The sequence below is a fragment of the Bradyrhizobium sp. 2S1 genome (assembly GCF_011516625.5).
GTDB lineage: Bacteria > Pseudomonadota > Alphaproteobacteria > Rhizobiales > Xanthobacteraceae > Bradyrhizobium > Bradyrhizobium septentrionale.
In genome coordinates this window covers 4324493-4339402 of the sequence record NZ_CP147717.1, presented here as the reverse complement: position 1 = coordinate 4339402, position 14910 = coordinate 4324493, and the positions used below count along the sequence as shown (strand labels likewise).

11 protein-coding genes are annotated in these 14910 nt (G+C 63.7%); 7 read left to right on the top strand and 4 right to left on the bottom strand.

The window, feature by feature from the left end:
- The first annotated feature begins 60 nt into the window (after positions 1-60).
- From HAP54_RS20480 to HAP54_RS20450, 7 genes are read left to right on the top strand one after another with little or no spacing between them, the layout of a single operon-like run.
- On the top strand, positions 61-1317 hold the full coding sequence (locus tag HAP54_RS20480) for an FAD-dependent oxidoreductase (protein WP_166303246.1): 1257 nt from the start codon (positions 61-63) through the stop codon (positions 1315-1317).
- Complete coding sequence (locus tag HAP54_RS20475; protein ID WP_338696891.1) at positions 1314-2105, top strand: glycosyltransferase family 2 protein; 792 nt, start codon at positions 1314-1316, stop codon at positions 2103-2105. The genes HAP54_RS20480 and HAP54_RS20475 overlap by 4 nt, the downstream gene beginning before the upstream one ends.
- Positions 2106-2151: 46 nt before the next feature.
- A complete protein-coding gene (locus tag HAP54_RS20470; RefSeq protein WP_166303244.1) occupies positions 2152-3306 on the top strand; it encodes a glycosyltransferase family 4 protein in 1155 nt (384 codons plus the stop codon).
- Complete coding sequence (locus tag HAP54_RS20465; protein ID WP_166303241.1) at positions 3303-5267, top strand: hypothetical protein; 1965 nt, start codon at positions 3303-3305, stop codon at positions 5265-5267. The genes HAP54_RS20470 and HAP54_RS20465 overlap by 4 nt, the downstream gene beginning before the upstream one ends.
- A complete protein-coding gene (locus tag HAP54_RS20460; RefSeq protein ID WP_166303238.1) occupies positions 5254-6012 on the top strand; it encodes a hypothetical protein in 759 nt (252 codons plus the stop codon). Before HAP54_RS20465 ends, HAP54_RS20460 begins: the two co-directional genes overlap by 14 nt.
- A 16-nt stretch (positions 6013-6028) precedes the next feature.
- On the top strand, positions 6029-7306 hold the full coding sequence (locus tag HAP54_RS20455) for a glycosyltransferase (protein WP_166303235.1): 1278 nt from the start codon (positions 6029-6031) through the stop codon (positions 7304-7306).
- The gene (locus HAP54_RS20450; protein ID WP_176422232.1) at positions 7297-8631 is read left to right on the top strand and encodes a hypothetical protein; all 1335 of its coding nucleotides are present in this window, start codon (positions 7297-7299) and stop codon (positions 8629-8631) included. Before HAP54_RS20455 ends, HAP54_RS20450 begins: the two co-directional genes overlap by 10 nt.
- Before the next feature lie 134 nt (positions 8632-8765).
- On the opposite strand, the gene HAP54_RS20445 is transcribed toward HAP54_RS20450, so the two are convergent.
- From HAP54_RS20445 to HAP54_RS20430, 4 genes are all read right to left on the bottom strand, one after another.
- Entirely contained in the window at positions 8766-10031 is a 1266-nt protein-coding gene (locus HAP54_RS20445) for a GNAT family N-acetyltransferase (RefSeq protein ID WP_248114477.1), read from the bottom strand.
- The gene (locus HAP54_RS20440) at positions 10028-11704 is read right to left on the bottom strand and encodes a polysaccharide biosynthesis/export family protein (protein ID WP_166303230.1); all 1677 of its coding nucleotides are present in this window, start codon (positions 11702-11704) and stop codon (positions 10028-10030) included. The genes HAP54_RS20445 and HAP54_RS20440 overlap by 4 nt, the downstream gene beginning before the upstream one ends.
- 283 nt (positions 11705-11987) lie before the next feature.
- Positions 11988-14177, bottom strand: coding sequence for a hypothetical protein (locus tag HAP54_RS20435; protein ID WP_166303227.1), 2190 nt, complete (start codon positions 14175-14177; stop codon positions 11988-11990).
- A gap of 100 nt (positions 14178-14277) precedes the next feature.
- Positions 14278-14883 (bottom strand): DsrE family protein, encoded by a 606-nt coding sequence (locus HAP54_RS20430; RefSeq protein ID WP_166303224.1) that lies wholly within the window; start codon positions 14881-14883, stop codon positions 14278-14280.
- Positions 14884-14910: the final 27 nt, after the last annotated feature.

Below are 14910 nucleotides of genomic sequence, written 5' to 3'. Positions count from 1 at the left end.
AATCTCCCGATCTCTTTTTCATTTCAACTTCTGTTTTTATTTAGTGCGGGAGGTGCACATATGGGCCGATTAAGCACATCCGTAGATGTGGCCGTCATAGGCGCCGGCCCCTACGGCTTGTCGCTGGCTGCGCATCTGCGCGCACGCGGTGTGGAGCACCGGATTTTCGGTGAACCCATGGGGCCCTGGAAGCACAACATGCCACGCGGCATGCTGCTGAAATCATATCCTTGGGCAACAAGTCTCTCCGATCCCGGATCGGAATTCACGGTGAAATCGTTCTGCACCGAACGCGCCATGCCGTATCATGACGTGCTGACGCCGCTGACGCTCGACCGATTCATCGAGTACGGCGAGGCGTTCCGGATGCGGTACGTGCCCGCCGTGGAAAGCAAGGTCCTCACCGCGTTGGAGACCGCCGATGGCGGCCTTCGCGCCAGTTTTGACGACGGCGAGACGATCAACGCGCGGCGCATCGTGGTGGCAGTCGGCCTGCAGCCCTTCGAGCACCTGCCGCAGGACGCCGCGCATTTGCCTGCCGAGTTGTGCTCGCACAGCGGCAAGTACGGTTCGCTCGAAGCATTGGACGGCAAGGAAGTCGTCGTGGTCGGATCCGGATCGTCCGCGACAGACCTCGCCGCGCTGCTCCATGAACGAGGGATTTCAGTTGCGCTCGTCGCGCGCGCACAGCAACTGCGTTTCGCCAACCGTCCCCATAACCGCTCTTCCATCGAGCGTGCGATGGCGCCGTTGAGCGGCATCGGCCCGGGTTGGACACTGGGGGCCTACGCAAAGTATCCTCAGCTCATCCGGCTGCTGTCGAAAGAGCGGCGTATCAAGATCGCCAACCACGAGGCGCTTGGCCCGCTGGGCGGCGCCTTCGTGAGGGACCGCGTTGTCGGAAAGGTGCCGACGCTACTCGCCACTTCCCTCCAGAGCACCGAGACCCGCAACGGCAAGGCCGTGCTCAATCTGGTCGACGCTGGCCATGCCAAGCAATCGCTGCAGGCCGATCATGTGATCTTCGCGACCGGGTACAAGATCGATGTCAGCCGGCTCGGCTTTGTTAACCAGGCGCTGCTTCGCAACATCCGTCTTGAAGAGGGTGCGCCGCAGCTTTCGTCGCATTACGAGACGTCGGTGCCAGGCTTGCATTTTATCGGTCCCGCCGCAGCAAACAGCTTCGGCCCGGTGTGTCGCTTCGTATACGGGACCTATCATCCTGCGCGGACTCTTGCCCAACACCTATCAAGTATCCTTGTCCGGTCGCGGCCTGCGGTGCAGGTCCGGCCATTTGATCGTACGGTGCTGCCATGAACGCTCCTGTCCCCAACAATCTCTCCTACGTCAGTACCGTATGGGTGCCTGACCCGGTCAATCTCGCGCTGGCACACTCGCTGGCGATGCCGCGGGTGAGCTTCGTGGTCCCGACACTCAATGAGGCCAAGAACCTGCCTTGGCTGCTGCCGCGTATCCCGGCATGGGCACACGAAGTGATCATCGTCGACGGACGTTCGACCGACGACACGGTTGCGGTGGCGCGCAGCCTGCGCGAGGACGTGAAGGTTGTGATGGAGCCACGGCGCGGCAAGGGCGCCGCCCTGCAGGCCGGATTCCGCGCCGCCACCGGTGATATCATCGTCATGATCGATGCCGACGGGTCGATGGTGCCGGAGGAAGCCATCGTCTTCGTCGGCGCGCTGATCGCGGGCGCGGATATGGTCAAGGGCTCGCGCTTTCTCCAGGGCGCAGGGACCGACGACATGTCGTTGTTCCGGATGCTCGGCAATTGGGGGCTCACCCTGATGGTGCGGCTGCTCTACGGCGGCTCGTTCTCCGACCTCTGCTACGGATATATGGCATTCTGGACCAAGCACGTCCCCACGCTCAACTGCGACTGCGACGGGTTCGAGATCGAGACCCTCATCAACGTACGGGCCTTGAAGAACCAGCTGAACATCGTTGAAGTCCCGAGCTTCGAGGCTCCACGCATCAGCGGCCTGAGCAATCTGCGCGCCATTCCGGACGGCTGGCGCGTCCTCAAGACGATCCTGCGCGAGCGGGTGCGTTCTCCGGCCTCTCTCGTTGCCTATGGTTATCCATAGGCGGCGCAGGCGGAACGCAAGTGCACGATGATGGCGAGTGAGTCGAATGCGTATCCTGATGGTTGCCGCTCGCTGCCACCCCTTCGTCGGCGGTATCGAAACCCACATTCAGGAGGTGGGTCCCCGCTTGGCGGCGCGCGGCTACTCGGTCGACGTGCTTACAACCGATCCGTCGGGAAAGTTGCCGATCGAGGAGAACGTCCGTGGCATGAGCGTGCGGCGCGCGCCGGCCTGGCCGAAGGAATTGGATCTCTATATCGCACCACAAATCTATAGCGCGATCCGGCGCGGCACATGGGACCTGATCCATTTCCAAGGCTACAGCACTTTTGTGGTGCCGATCGGATTGCTTGCCGCCGTCCGCACCCAAATCCCATTCGTCCTGACCTTCCATAGCGGCGGGCATTCCTCGCGGCTGCGCAATGCCGTGCGCGGCACCCAGCGCGCGGTGCTCCGTCCGCTGGTGGCGAAAGCCGCGCGGCTGATCGGGGTCTCCGAATTCGAGGCCAGTTTCTTCAGCACGAAGATGGGCATCCCGCGGGAGCGGTTTGTGGTCATCCCGAATGGCGCCGCGATGCCGGCCGCCAGCCCCGGCGTCAAGGTCGATCCCGGCCTGATCGTCTCGAGCGGCAGGCTTGAGCACTACAAGGGCCATCACCGGGTGATTGCGGCCATGCCGGAGTTGATCCGCAAGGTGCCGAACGCGCGCCTGCACATCGTCGGGACGGGGCCTCACGAGGGCGCGCTGCGCCGTCTCGTCAGTACGCTTGGTCTTGAAGATCGCGTCACCATCACCGCCATCCCGGGATCCGAGCGGCAGAGAATGACCGACCTGCTGGCGAGCGCCGGTCTGTTCGTGCTGCTCAGTGAATACGAAGCTCACCCCGTTGCCGTGATGGAAGCGTTGTCGCTGCGCCGGCCTGTCCTCGTCAGCGACACGTCAGGGCTGAGCGAGCTTGCGACCAACGGCCTGTGCCGCGCGCTTCCGCTCAACGCGAGCCCGGGCGAGACCGCCGCTGCGATGGCAGAAGAACTCGCGGCGCAGCGAGAGATCCCCGACCTGGCCTTGCCGGATTGGGACGCCTGCGCGCAAGCGTTGAGCGACGTCTATCGTGATGTGGCTGGCAACCGGTCAACGGTCAGTCTTCCGCTCGACGACGCACTGAGCTTGCGATCCGTCACGAGGGCACGGGGCGGATGATACGAGCCCATCTCAACGCCGAAATCGCGATCGCACCGGCGCGTGCCTGGATGCATTCCATCCTTGCCATTATCGGCCCTGACCTGCGCGGCGACGATACGACGTCGGAGCCTGCGAACGCGAACTGGATTGCGACGCTGTGCCTCATCGTCGCCACGGGCCTGCTGCTGGTTGTGGCCGGACAGGGAGCCGGTCGTCGCGGCGCTGAAATGGCATCGCTGCTGTTCTGGTCGGGCACCATCCTGGTGATCGCTCCGACCAGCTTTCGCATCGCTTGGCCGGGTGTGGCCCGCAGCGAGCGTCTCTTCCTCCTGGTTCTCCTTGCCGGAGCCCTGTTCTTCCACAAGAGCGTCTATTCGCCCACGGGTCTCGGGTACCACGACGAATTCCTGCATTGGGCCGCAGCTGATGACCTTGTGACCGCCCGCCGGCTCTTCCTGCCCAATCCATTGTTACCGATCGCGTCGGCGTATCCCGCCCTCGAGATCGTGGCGACGGCGATCATGAATCTCACCGGCCTGCCTTTATTTGCGACTGCGACCCTGCTGTTGGCGGTCCTGAAAGGCACCCTCGTCGCAGCCATGTTTCTGTTCTACGAGAGGATTACCGGGTCTCCGCGCATCGCGGCCATCGGCTGCCTGACATACATGGGCTGCTCGACTTTCGTGGTGTTCGAGTCGATGTTCTCCTACGAGAGCCTCGGCTTCGTGCTGTGCATGTTGATCCTCGCGGTCGAGGCTGGATCGAAGGATCTTGCCGGGCGACCAAAATTAAGCGCGCTCGGTCTGATTGCTCTTCTGTTGGCGAGTCTGGCGGTCACCCATCATGTCACGGCGGCCTTTGTCGCTGTCTACCTTGGAATGGTGGCGGCCCTGGAGGCATTGCGGCGGGACGTCTCGCTCCGGTTCGAGGCAAGGATCGCCATGGGCGTCACTGCGGTGCTTGCCATCGTTATACCGCTCGTATGGGTGATGGCGCACGGCAATCCCTTCACTGGTTACGTCGGCCCCGTGGTCGAATCCGGCTTCAAGGCACTGCTGGCAAAGGTCCTGGGCACCAGCACCCCACAGTCAGAGCAGGTGGCCGTGCCGTCCCAGCCCCTCTTCATGCGCCTGACCACCTTGTTCGGTATCCTGTTCGTGGCCCTCGGGTTGGCGACGGGCTTCTTTCGATCGTTGGCCATGACAGCGCCGGGCAATCTGCGCTCAGGCTGGCTTGCAATCTACGGCATTCTGAAACGACGCTGGACCGACAGCCGCGTCGTACTGCTCACCGTGCTGGCCTGCGGCTTTCCTATCTCGGTTGCGTTCCGCTTGACCGTGAACGGATGGCAAATCGGCAACCGGATGGGAACGTTTGTCTTTATCGGCGTCGGACTGGTCGTCGGGGTGGGTATCGTCCATTTCTGGCAGGGTCGCGCCGCCCGCGGTTGGCGCCGGATCGTGCCATCCACTGCGCTGGCGGTGATCGTCATGAGCGGGGTCACTGCGGCATCGGTCGATCCGATCCGTGGCCGCTACAGGGTGGCTTCGGACGCGCAATCCATCGAGCACCTCGGAATCGAAACGGCGCTCTGGACCAAGGAGTGGCTTGGACCCGGCAACCGCTTCATCGGCGATCGGGTCAATCGTCTGCTGCTTGCCGGCTACGGCCGGCAGGACGTGAGAACCAAGCTCAATGATGCCGTCTATGCTGCCCGCGCGTTCAGGAACGAAAAACTCAGTTCAGACGATTTCTACGCTCTCGCCAGGAGCGAGCTTGATTTCCTGCTGGTGGATCTCCGCCTGACCACCGGGTCGCCGGTCCTAGGCTTCTACTTCGAGCCGTGGGAAACGCAGCAAGGAAAGCGGCTCTCGGCTGCCGAGTTGCTGAAGTTCAATGACGTCAAAGGTGTCACGCGCACTTACGATAACGGCTCGATCATCATCTATGACATAAGAGGACTGCATGCCGAGCCCTGACAAGCGCGACCTTTTCGGTGCCTGCTTGTGGGCAGGAGCCACGGTGGCCCTGGTCGCGGCCAGTGACAGCACGTTCCTCCGCTTCATCCTGGGCGTGCCGATGGTTCTCCTCATCTCCGGTCATGTCGTGCTGCGCGTTATCGGCGTAAGGAACTCGTCGCTGTCCGAACATCTTGTCTGTTCGATCGGTGCGAGTCTCGCCGTCACCATCGCCGGAGGCTTTGTGCTGAACGCGATCGGCTCGCTCACTCCGCTTGGCTGGGCGTTCTGGTACCTGGCGGTGACAACAGGAGCGATGCTGATACCTGCCAGCGGCAGCGATGTCTCGATTCCGAGTGCCTGGCCTGGTTCAGTGCGAATCCGCTCCAGGCAGGGAGCTGCGGTCGTATTGGCGATGCTTTTGGCAACGGGAGCCTACGCTCTCGCCGTCCGCGATGAGGCCAGCGACCGGCAGTTCAAATACACCGAGCTATGGATGTTGCCACCGGCCAAAGGAGTTCCGGGCCAACTCGTCGTCGGCGTTCGCAGTGCAGAGACCGAGGCTCGGCGATACGACCTGGAAATCACCCTCAACGGCCAACCGTTCGCCGTCTTCCGCTCGCTGACGATCGCGCCGGGCGACACCTGGGTACGGAAGTTCTTCGTGCCCGTCCTGGCCGCCCAGCAGAACGCCGAGGCCCGGCTCTACCGGCCGGACGACAACCGGCTTTATCGCAGGGTCTCGGCCTTGGTGCCGGGTACCTGAGGCGGAGGGCTCGGTCATGCGCATCTTGCTGCTGTCGCAATTCTATCCCCCGGTGATCGGGGGCGAGGAACGCCATGTCCGCAATCTCGGCGCGGCGCTGGCGCAGCGGGGCCACGACGTGAGCGTCGGGACATTGATGCGTCCGGGATCACCGGAGACCGAGCTGGACGGAGCGGTCCGCGTTCACCGGTTGCGCGGCACGCTGCAGCGCCTGTCGGGACTCCATGCCGATCCCGAGCGTCAGCACGCCCCGCCCTTCCCCGATCCCGAACTTGCGCTCGGCTTGAAGCGGCTAATTGACCGGGAAAGACCTGATGTCGTCCACGCCCACAACTGGATCTACGCATCCCTGCTGCCGCTCAGAGCCCTGAGTGGGGCCCGCTTCGTGGTTACCCAGCACGATTACGGGCTTGTTTGCGCCAAGAAGAACCTGATGCATCTCGGGACTCAATTGTGCAGCGGTCCGACGCTGACGAAGTGCCTGCCGTGCGCGGCCCGGCATTATGGCGCAGCGAAGGCGACCGCGACCACCTTCGGCAACTGGGCCTCGAGCTTCGCTGCCCGACGCATCGTGGACCGCTTCATCGCGGTGAGCCACGCAGTGGCCCGTCACACCGGGCTCACCCACGGCAGCGCGCCCTACGAGGTGATCCCCAACTTCGTGCCCGACGATGTCGAGGTGCCTGGCCCGGAGGACCCTTGCCTGCACGAACTACCTGACGACGGCTTCATTCTTTTCGTCGGCGACATGATGCGTCTCAAGGGCATCGACGTCCTTCTCAAGGCCTATGCCAGGCTGGAACGGGCGCCGCCGCTTGTCCTGATCGGACGCCGGCTCGCCGATACGCCGACCGAGTTCCCGCCAAACGTGCACACCTTCAGCGCATGGCCGCATTCCGCCATCATGCACGCTTGGCGGCGATCCCTGTTCGGAGTGTTGCCGTCGACCGGCCCGGAGGCGTGTGCAACGGTCATCATGGAAGCGATGGCGTGCGGCAAGGCCATCGTCGCAACCGATATCGGCGGCATGCCGGATCTGGTCGATCACGGCGAGACAGGATTTCTCGTACCGCCCGGCGACACGCCGGCGCTCGCCGACGCCATGCAGGCGCTGCTGGACGACCGCGCCTTGCTGGGCCGTCTCGAGGCGACAGGCCTGGCCCGCGTGGGGCGCCTCAAGGCCAAAGCGGTCGTGGCCCGGATCGAACAGGTCTACCGGGATGTCCAGCTCGCGGCTCCCGCCGAGGTCGCGATGGCCGCATACCGGGACACGGGAGAACCATCGTGCCGATAGACTTCGCCCGAACGGCCATCATGCGGCTGCGCCAGGCACTGCAAAAGAGCGCCACCCTCGTCATGAATTCCGGCGCGCTGGCGACCGGAACGGTGGTAACGGCTGGTCTTGGCTTTGCCTATTGGTGGCTCGCAGCCCGGCTGTTTCCGCCTGATGTGATCGGCGTTGCTTCCGGCCTTCTGGCCATGATGAGCCTCGTCACCCTGCTCGGCGAGGGCGGGCTCACGACCTTGCTCACCGGCGAGCTGGTTCGGCATCCCGGCAAGGAACCCGGGCTCGTCGCGGCCGCAGCCTCCGCCGGCGTGGCACTGACGGTCGGATTGGCCCTGTTGTTTGTCGTCGGGGAGACGCTCTTCAACAGTTCGACCGGGCCGATCGACGGTTGGTTCCTGGCCCTCGTCTTCGTCATCGGCTGCGGGCTGAACAATCTGACAGTAGTAGGCGATCAGGCATTTGTCGGCATTCTGCGTAGCAGCAGCAAAATGATCCGACTGGTCCTGTTCTCTATATTCAAGTTGCTGCTGGTTGCTGCGGCGGCCGCCCTCGGGTTTACCTCTCCTACCGCGCTCCTTTTGACCTGGGTGGCGGGAATGCTCGTGTCCTGGATCGGCGTCGATCTTCTGACGAGGGGAGGCGCGCGTCGCCTCGTTGGGCCCCCGGATTTCCGACTGCTGCACGTCCATCGCCGCCGGGTCCTCGACCATTATGCACTCGATGTCGCATCAATGGCACCGGTCTTCGTCATGCCCTATCTCGTTCTGGTGCTCCTGACGCCGGCCCTCAACGCCACGTTTGTGGCGGTATGGATGATGGTCTCCGTCGCCTCCCTGATTCCGTCAGCCATGGCGATGGTCCTGTTCCCGGTTGTCCGAGCAAACCCGAAACAATCCCGACACAACATCCTGGTGTCGCTGACGGTATCACTGCTGTTCTCGCTGGCGTGCGCCGTCTTCATCTTCACCTACTCACAGCAGATCCTGGCAATCTTCAATCCGGCCTATCCCAAGATCGCCGGTTCGAGCCTGAGCTTGCTCGGCTTCAGCCTGCTCGGATCAACATTGAAATTCCATGCCTGCACGCTCGTGCGGGTGGCAGACAGGATGCTCAAGGCAGCGCCCTGGTTTGCGCTCGGCGGGCTGCTGGAGCTGTGCGGTGCGGTCCTGGGAGCGAAGCTCGACGGACTTCAGGGTCTGGTACTGTGCTGGACGCTCGCCGTCAGCATCGAGGGAGCATGCGCGGCTCTCTGGTTGGCATCGGCTACGAAGTTAGCTTCCGACACCGATCCCGTACTCCAAAGCCCGACCTCATCACCGGTCCAGACCTGAGAAAACGCTCCTGATGGTAACCGGCGCGCCGGCGACGGCTTGAGCAGCAGCCCCTAGCGCAGCATCAACGGGAGTAAGGCCGGGATCGTCAGGCTGCAAGTTTGAGCCAGGCTGCGCACGACCGGCGAGGCCGTTCATGGCCCTTCGATGGCTTGAGGCGAACTGCCCTCGGCGTGTCCGGTCGGGGCCGTTCGCACGCTCATTTGCTTTCGCACGAACTGTCCCAGCGCTTGCCTGGCGCGCCGTAGCCTTGCCTCGACGCGGCGCTCCAAGGTGTCCCCGCCTATGATGCTCCACGTCATCGCGTGCTCGGCATTGGCAAGCTGGGACTTGTGGCGGGCGAAGCCGGCCAGGAAATCGTAGCCGCGCTCGCCGCGCGACATGCTGTCCTCGATCGACAGCACATGGCTGACCAGGCCAGGCTTCACCCGGCCATCCTGCTCGTAGAGAAGCCCGCTTTGGTAGTTCAGGACATGGCCATCGTGCACGAAATTGTACAACACTCCGACCGTTTGCCCTCCAACCAGCGTCCGTGAGATACGGATGGCGCCGCTGGGGACCCCGCGCGCAATCAGGTCTTCATGAAAAGTGCGGAAGCCGGGGTTGGCAAAGGATCCCTTGGCTCCCCATCGCGATTGATGAAAGCCGGCCAGCACATCGAACGCGGCGAGCGCCTCCGACGTCGTCTCCATGATCCGGAACTCGACGGGGCCGCGTTCGGCATAGAGCCTGATGGCGCGGTTGATGGCCTGGCGGGTGTTGCGACCCAATGAGGCTCGGTAGTCCCCGCTCTTCTCACCGATCTTGGTGAAGTCGACCCACCGCGCAACGTCAGCTTTCCTCACTTCATTCAAAAGCCCGACCCGGTGAGCCGCGCGAGAGGCGAGCGCCCCAAAGTCCAGATCAATTCCGGAGAGGACAAGCTCGTCGGAGACACTTAGGCTGCCCGCAAGAGCGTCGAGGCATGCCACCATGACGGGAGCAGCCGAAGCTTGCTCGGCAAGGATGCCGTTATATTCGATGAACAGCCGGTCGAAGCGAGCGTCTCCGGTTTCGTTGAGCAGCCAGCGCGCCCGCCCCTGCGGTCCGAAGCTCCACACCGTCCGCCGGCACACGATCGCCAGGCCTACGGTTCTCCCGGACATCCGCGCGACCAGCACATGTGGTCGTGCGCCGCGCGGGAGGTGCCTGAGCCACGTGCCGATCCAGAGCCAGGACAGATAGAACGAACCTGCCGCTCGCCGCTCCAGCTCCTTCCAAGAGACCTCAAGTTCTGCAATGTCCCCCAAGGGCTCAATGCGGACATCGATCGGCTCATGGCAACTGGCCTGCTCGACCGAAGCCGCGCGATCGACATCCGGCGAGGATTTCAGACGGGATGACGTCCTGCCGGGCATCATTTTGGAGCAGTCGTCTGATCCGCGACCGCTCGGCCAATCTCCTTTCGGTCGGAAGTTCGCCCAACGGGCGGTCGGTCGGTCGGTGACGCAGCAGGGGCCGGCGAACCGGCCTGGTTCGAATTGACCTGACTCGAATTGACTTGGCTCGGGTTAGCTTGGCTCGAGTTAACCTGGCTCGAGTTAACCTGGCTCGAATTGGCTTGGTTCGAATTGGCTTGGGTCTTCGCGTCGCCCTCGTTCACAATGATGTTCACGAGATCGCCCGGCTGCAACACGGTCATCCCGTTAGACTCGATAGCGACCGGCCCGGTCGCCGTTTGCCGCACCACCTGGTAGGTTGTCCGGTTTGCCTCTTTCTGGGCACGGACCGCAGGTAATGTGTTGAGGACCCCGTCACTGATATTGTACTCGCGCTCATTATCCGCGATTTGGCGTTCGATGGCCTCGATCTCGACCTCCAGGTCGTTCCTGATATCGGCCTGGATTCGAAATCCTTCGGCCTCGAGCGTGGCAAGGCGCTGTTTGGCCGTCGCGTACTGATTGAGCGCCTCTCGCTTACGCTGCTCGGCATCGGTCAACTCGATCTGAACCTGATTCATCACCGTTGCGCTGATGACATTGCGGTCCGCGAGCGCGCGCATGCTGTTGGCACGCTCCTGACGCAGCTTGACCAGGTCGTCGAGCGCTTCCGTGCGGCCATACACGGCAACATCCTGCTTGGCCGCTTCCAGCGAGCTCTGAAGCGTGCGCTCGCGGTTGATGCGGGCAGTGGCGATAACCTTACGCCGATCCGCCTGTTCGCGGACAAGGTTGGCCGCTTCAGCCGCTCCCGCCAGATCGATCAACCGGAGCGGAATCTTGGGCTCGGCGCCGTCCCGTTCGGCCTTCAGCACCGCTGCCCGTGCCAACAGCTTGAGCATGGCATCAGCCGAGCCGCTCCGCCTCAGGGATTCCCGCACCGCTTCGATCTTCTGCCACGGCTCAGAGGCGGCCCGGTCGAGCCCACCGGCAAGCGCCATCGCGTGCAGCACGGTCATGCCCGACACATACTTGAATGAGCCGGGGCTCTTGACCGGCCCCAGCACGTAGATGGGTGCGTGCTCCACCGACAGAATATTGACCACACCCTTGTGGCCGAGCAACTGATCGAAGGCCTCTGCCAAATCGGTACGAACCTGCAGTGTTGACCGCTCGGCAACCCGAATGGCGCCAAGCAAGGGGACCGAAATCGTGCCGTCGTCCTGAACAGTGTATGGGCCGCTCAGTTCCGGACGCTGCACGAGACCGCGCAAGGCCGAGCCTGAGCCGCGCCCCCATTTGTCCTCTTCGAGTTCGACGCGCTCGTAGAAGGCGATCGTGAGTTTGTCGCCGATGCCGCACAACTCTCCGGCCGGCGCCGCCCGCGCCGGGCCGGCGATCTTGGAGCGTTCGGCGATTGCGGAGGCAGGCGTGCCGTTTGATACGACCGGCGTCATCGACGGCCCGCCCGACGAAGCCGGCTTTGCTGCAGCAGCGGCTTGTGGCACGGCCTGAGCCGGCCTGTCGTACTGGGCACCTAGCGTGGCAAACGCCTTTTCCACCACCGCGTGGGACAGTATCTCGACTGCACCCCAGTTCCAGACCGCTGCCACACCGACGACGGCAAGACTGGCGATTGCAAGGATAGTGCTCATTCCTCCGCGAGTTCGGAATGGATTAGGCCGAGCGGGCTTGGACTGATGTTCGACAACCATAGACGCGACTTTCGCGTTCGATGATGGCTACCACGTCGCCGAACGCGACCGTGGCTCCAAAAGCGGCACTACGACAAGCAGGGCTTAGCCATCGTGACCCCTGGGAGGAGGACGCACAACTATCCCATTGTGGGCACCCCTTTTGAGTAAACCGCGGCAAGCCCCGCGCAGACGGCTGTTGGTCGTTAAGTCAATGAGATCGCCCGGTTAATTTGCGCATGCGCTACTGGCGCAGCGCTTCCAGCCGCGATTTGGCCTCCCGGACTCCCGCGGCGTCGGCATTGACATAGAGGTCTTGCGCTCTGCGGGCGTCACCGCGCGTGCCGTAGGTCCCCCATTTCGCAAGAATCAGCGGATCGTAGGTCTCTGCCAGCGCGAAGCTCGCTTGGGCGCTGCCCATTTCGATGGCCCGCTCCAGTACGAGCCGCGCCGCGCCAATATCCCCCTGCCGGAGCAGCGAGCTCGCTCGCGCGACCAGCCCTGCAGCTTCCGCGGCTTGCTCGGGAGCAGGCGGAGCAGCGGCACGAGCAGGTGCTGGCAGGGTTTGCTGGGCGACTGGATGAGCGGTCACCTCGATGGACTTGGGCTTGTCCCGCGGGATCGAACCGGTCGTCAGGGCTTCCGGCGCAGCGCTACGCGCGTTGCGAACCTGGGCCTCATACGCATGGACCGTGCTCAGCCACAGGGAGGAGCTCTGTGCCTGATCCATCCTTGCGCGCAATTGCCTCAACTCGGAAGCACCGGCTTCCGCTGCCTGCTTCTGCAGCGAGACTTGCTCGCTTGCCTTTGCCGCCCGCGCCGTCTGGGCCTCACCATCGCGACGCGCTGCCGCCAGATCCTGCTCCAGCCGGGCGGACTGTTCTCGCTCCTTTTGCAAATCCGCGGCGGCGCTCTTCGCCGCCGCTTGCAGGCGGGACGCTTCCTCCCCTGACTTCGTCACGAGTACGGTCTTGCTCTCGATGTCACGTCGCGCCGCCGCCAGGTCCTGTTCCAGCCGGGCGGTTCGCTCTCGCTCCTTTTGCAAATCCGTCGCGCCGCTCTTCTCCCCCGCTTTCAGCCGGGAGAATTCCTCACTTGCCTTGGTCGCAAGCGCAGTCTTGCTCTCGACGTCGCGTCGCACCGTCGCCAAATCCTGCTCCAGCCGGGCGGACCGCTCTTGCTCCTTTTGAAGGTCCGTGGCGGCGCTCTTCCCCGCCGCTTGCAGGCGGGACGCTTCCTCCCCTGCCTTGGTCGCGAGTGCGGTCTTGCTCTCGATATCGCGTCGCGCCGCCGCCAGATCCTGCTCCAGCCGGGCGGACCGCTCTTGCTCCTTTTGTAGGTCCGTGGCGGTGCTCTTCCCCGCCGCTTGCAGCCGGGAGGATTCCTCCCCTGCCTTGGTCGCGAGCGCGGTCTTGCTCTCGATATCGCGTCGTGCCGCCGCCAGATCCTGCTCCAGCCGCGCAGACCGCTCACGCTCCTTTTGCAGGTCCGCGGCGGCGCTCTTCCCCGCCGCTTGCAGGCGGGATGTTTCCTCGCCTGCTTGCGTGACCAGCGCAGTCTTGGTCTCGACATCACGTCGCGCCGCCGCAAGGTCCTGCTCCAGCCGCGCTAATCGTCCAGAGTCGTCGGGCATGGATTTGCGAGGCGAAGCCGCGGCCTTTTCAGCCGCCTGCCTGAGCTCCGCCGCTTCTTCCGTAGCTTTGCGGGCCTGCGCCTCATAGGCGAAGATCGAACTGCGCGCCCGGGAGAGGTCCTGTGCGAGCATGTCCGCTTTCTCGCGCGATTGCTTCAGCTCGGCGGCCCCGGCTTCTACCACCCGCTTCTGGCGCAGGACATCCTCGCCCGCCTTTGCCGCCGCCGCCGTCTGGGCCTCGACATCACGCCGCGCTGTCGCGAGATCCTGTTCCAGCTTCCCTGCCCGCTCGCGCGCCTGTTGCAGGGCGTCCTGCAACTCCGCGCCGCCCTGCGCGGTCTGCTTGGTCTGGGCAGCGCCTTCGGCCGCTTTCGCCGCCAGCGCAGCCTGGGTTTCGCGTCGGGCCGCCGCGAGATCCCGCTCCAGCCCTTCCGCCCGCACGTGCTCGTACTCGATACGCTGCATCAGGCTGATATCAAGCCTTGCACTGGAGAGTTCGCAGGACAGCTTCTCCCCCAATTGGGACTTCTGTTCCGGAGGCTGCTCAGTCTCGGTGGTCGCTCCCTGCGCAACCTGCACCGGTTTGCCGGTGTCCCCTGGGCCCTGTGGCACGACTTCGGATGCCGAGGAGCGCGCAGGATCGGGCGACGCCCGTGTCTCCGGCGCCCACGCCATCGCCAGCACGACCGCGGTCGTCCACAAGAGCGCGGGTCGTCCGAGCTTGAGCGCGTGCCGACGCGGCGAGCCCGCGATGTTGCAGAGAGTACCTACTTCATCATTGAGAAGAACCGTGCGACCCATCCGCAATCACCCGTCGCAAGGCGACACGATCTGTTGAGGTGCGGCATTATGCGCCCCAACTCCGCGCGAAGCCATCCACCCCTTTCGGGTTAGGCGGCGGTCACGGCTTCACATAGGACCAGCCCTTCTCCTGCAGTTCCATCACCCGCACGACGCCCGACTTCACCACCTCCGCCTGACGAATGATCGGGATGTCCTTTTTCTCTGCATTGTGCATTTTTTCCTGGGTGTTGCCGCAGGCCTTGAACGCGATCTCGGGCGTGCTCAGCGCCAACTCCTCGATACGGGACTTCACCGGCGAGGTGTCATCGCGCAGCATATGCAGGCCGGGCCCGAACGTGACAACCTCGATTTTTACCTTCTCGCCGAGATCCTTGTAGTATTGCGCGACGTTGGTCGCATTGTTGAGCGCGAGATTCATCGCGGCGGGATCATTGGTGTTCACCTGCAGGATCAATCGGTGCGGCTTGCTGTCGGGCTGCAGCCGGGCGTTGGCGGAAAGCGGCGACCGCTCCCTCTTCTGTTTGGCCGCCCTGTGCTTGAGCGTTTTGCTTTCTGCAATCTGCTTGCTGTCGACAGCGGGATTTGTCGTGCCCGGTGTCCAGTACCGTCCGCCACTTTGCTGCGCCGCTGCAAACGACGTGGCGAGCAAGACCGTTACGGCTCCGATGATGGCTACTCTCGCAGTATGTTGAAACACGCGCATAATGCCTCTCCTGTCGAACACACGTTG

Bases quoted from the DNA above. Each gene is read 5' to 3' on its own strand.
- HAP54_RS20475 (WP_338696891.1), top strand. From the start codon at position 1,314: ATGAACGCTCCTGTCCCCAACAATCTCTCCTACGTCAGTACCGTATGG.
- HAP54_RS20455 (WP_166303235.1), top strand. From the start codon at position 6,029: ATGCGCATCTTGCTGCTGTCGCAATTCTATCCCCCGGTGATCGGGGGC.
- HAP54_RS20445 (WP_248114477.1), bottom strand. From the start codon at position 10,031: ATGATGCCCGGCAGGACGTCATCCCGTCTGAAATCCTCGCCGGATGTC.
- HAP54_RS20435 (WP_166303227.1), bottom strand. From the start codon at position 14,177: ATGGGTCGCACGGTTCTTCTCAATGATGAAGTAGGTACTCTCTGCAAC.
- HAP54_RS20460 (WP_166303238.1), top strand. From the start codon at position 5,254: ATGCCGAGCCCTGACAAGCGCGACCTTTTCGGTGCCTGCTTGTGGGCA.
- HAP54_RS20470 (WP_166303244.1), top strand. From the start codon at position 2,152: ATGCGTATCCTGATGGTTGCCGCTCGCTGCCACCCCTTCGTCGGCGGT.
- HAP54_RS20440 (WP_166303230.1), bottom strand. From the start codon at position 11,704: ATGAGCACTATCCTTGCAATCGCCAGTCTTGCCGTCGTCGGTGTGGCA.
- HAP54_RS20480 (WP_166303246.1), top strand. From the start codon at position 61: ATGGGCCGATTAAGCACATCCGTAGATGTGGCCGTCATAGGCGCCGGC.
- HAP54_RS20465 (WP_166303241.1), top strand. From the start codon at position 3,303: ATGATACGAGCCCATCTCAACGCCGAAATCGCGATCGCACCGGCGCGT.
- HAP54_RS20430 (WP_166303224.1), bottom strand. From the start codon at position 14,883: ATGCGCGTGTTTCAACATACTGCGAGAGTAGCCATCATCGGAGCCGTA.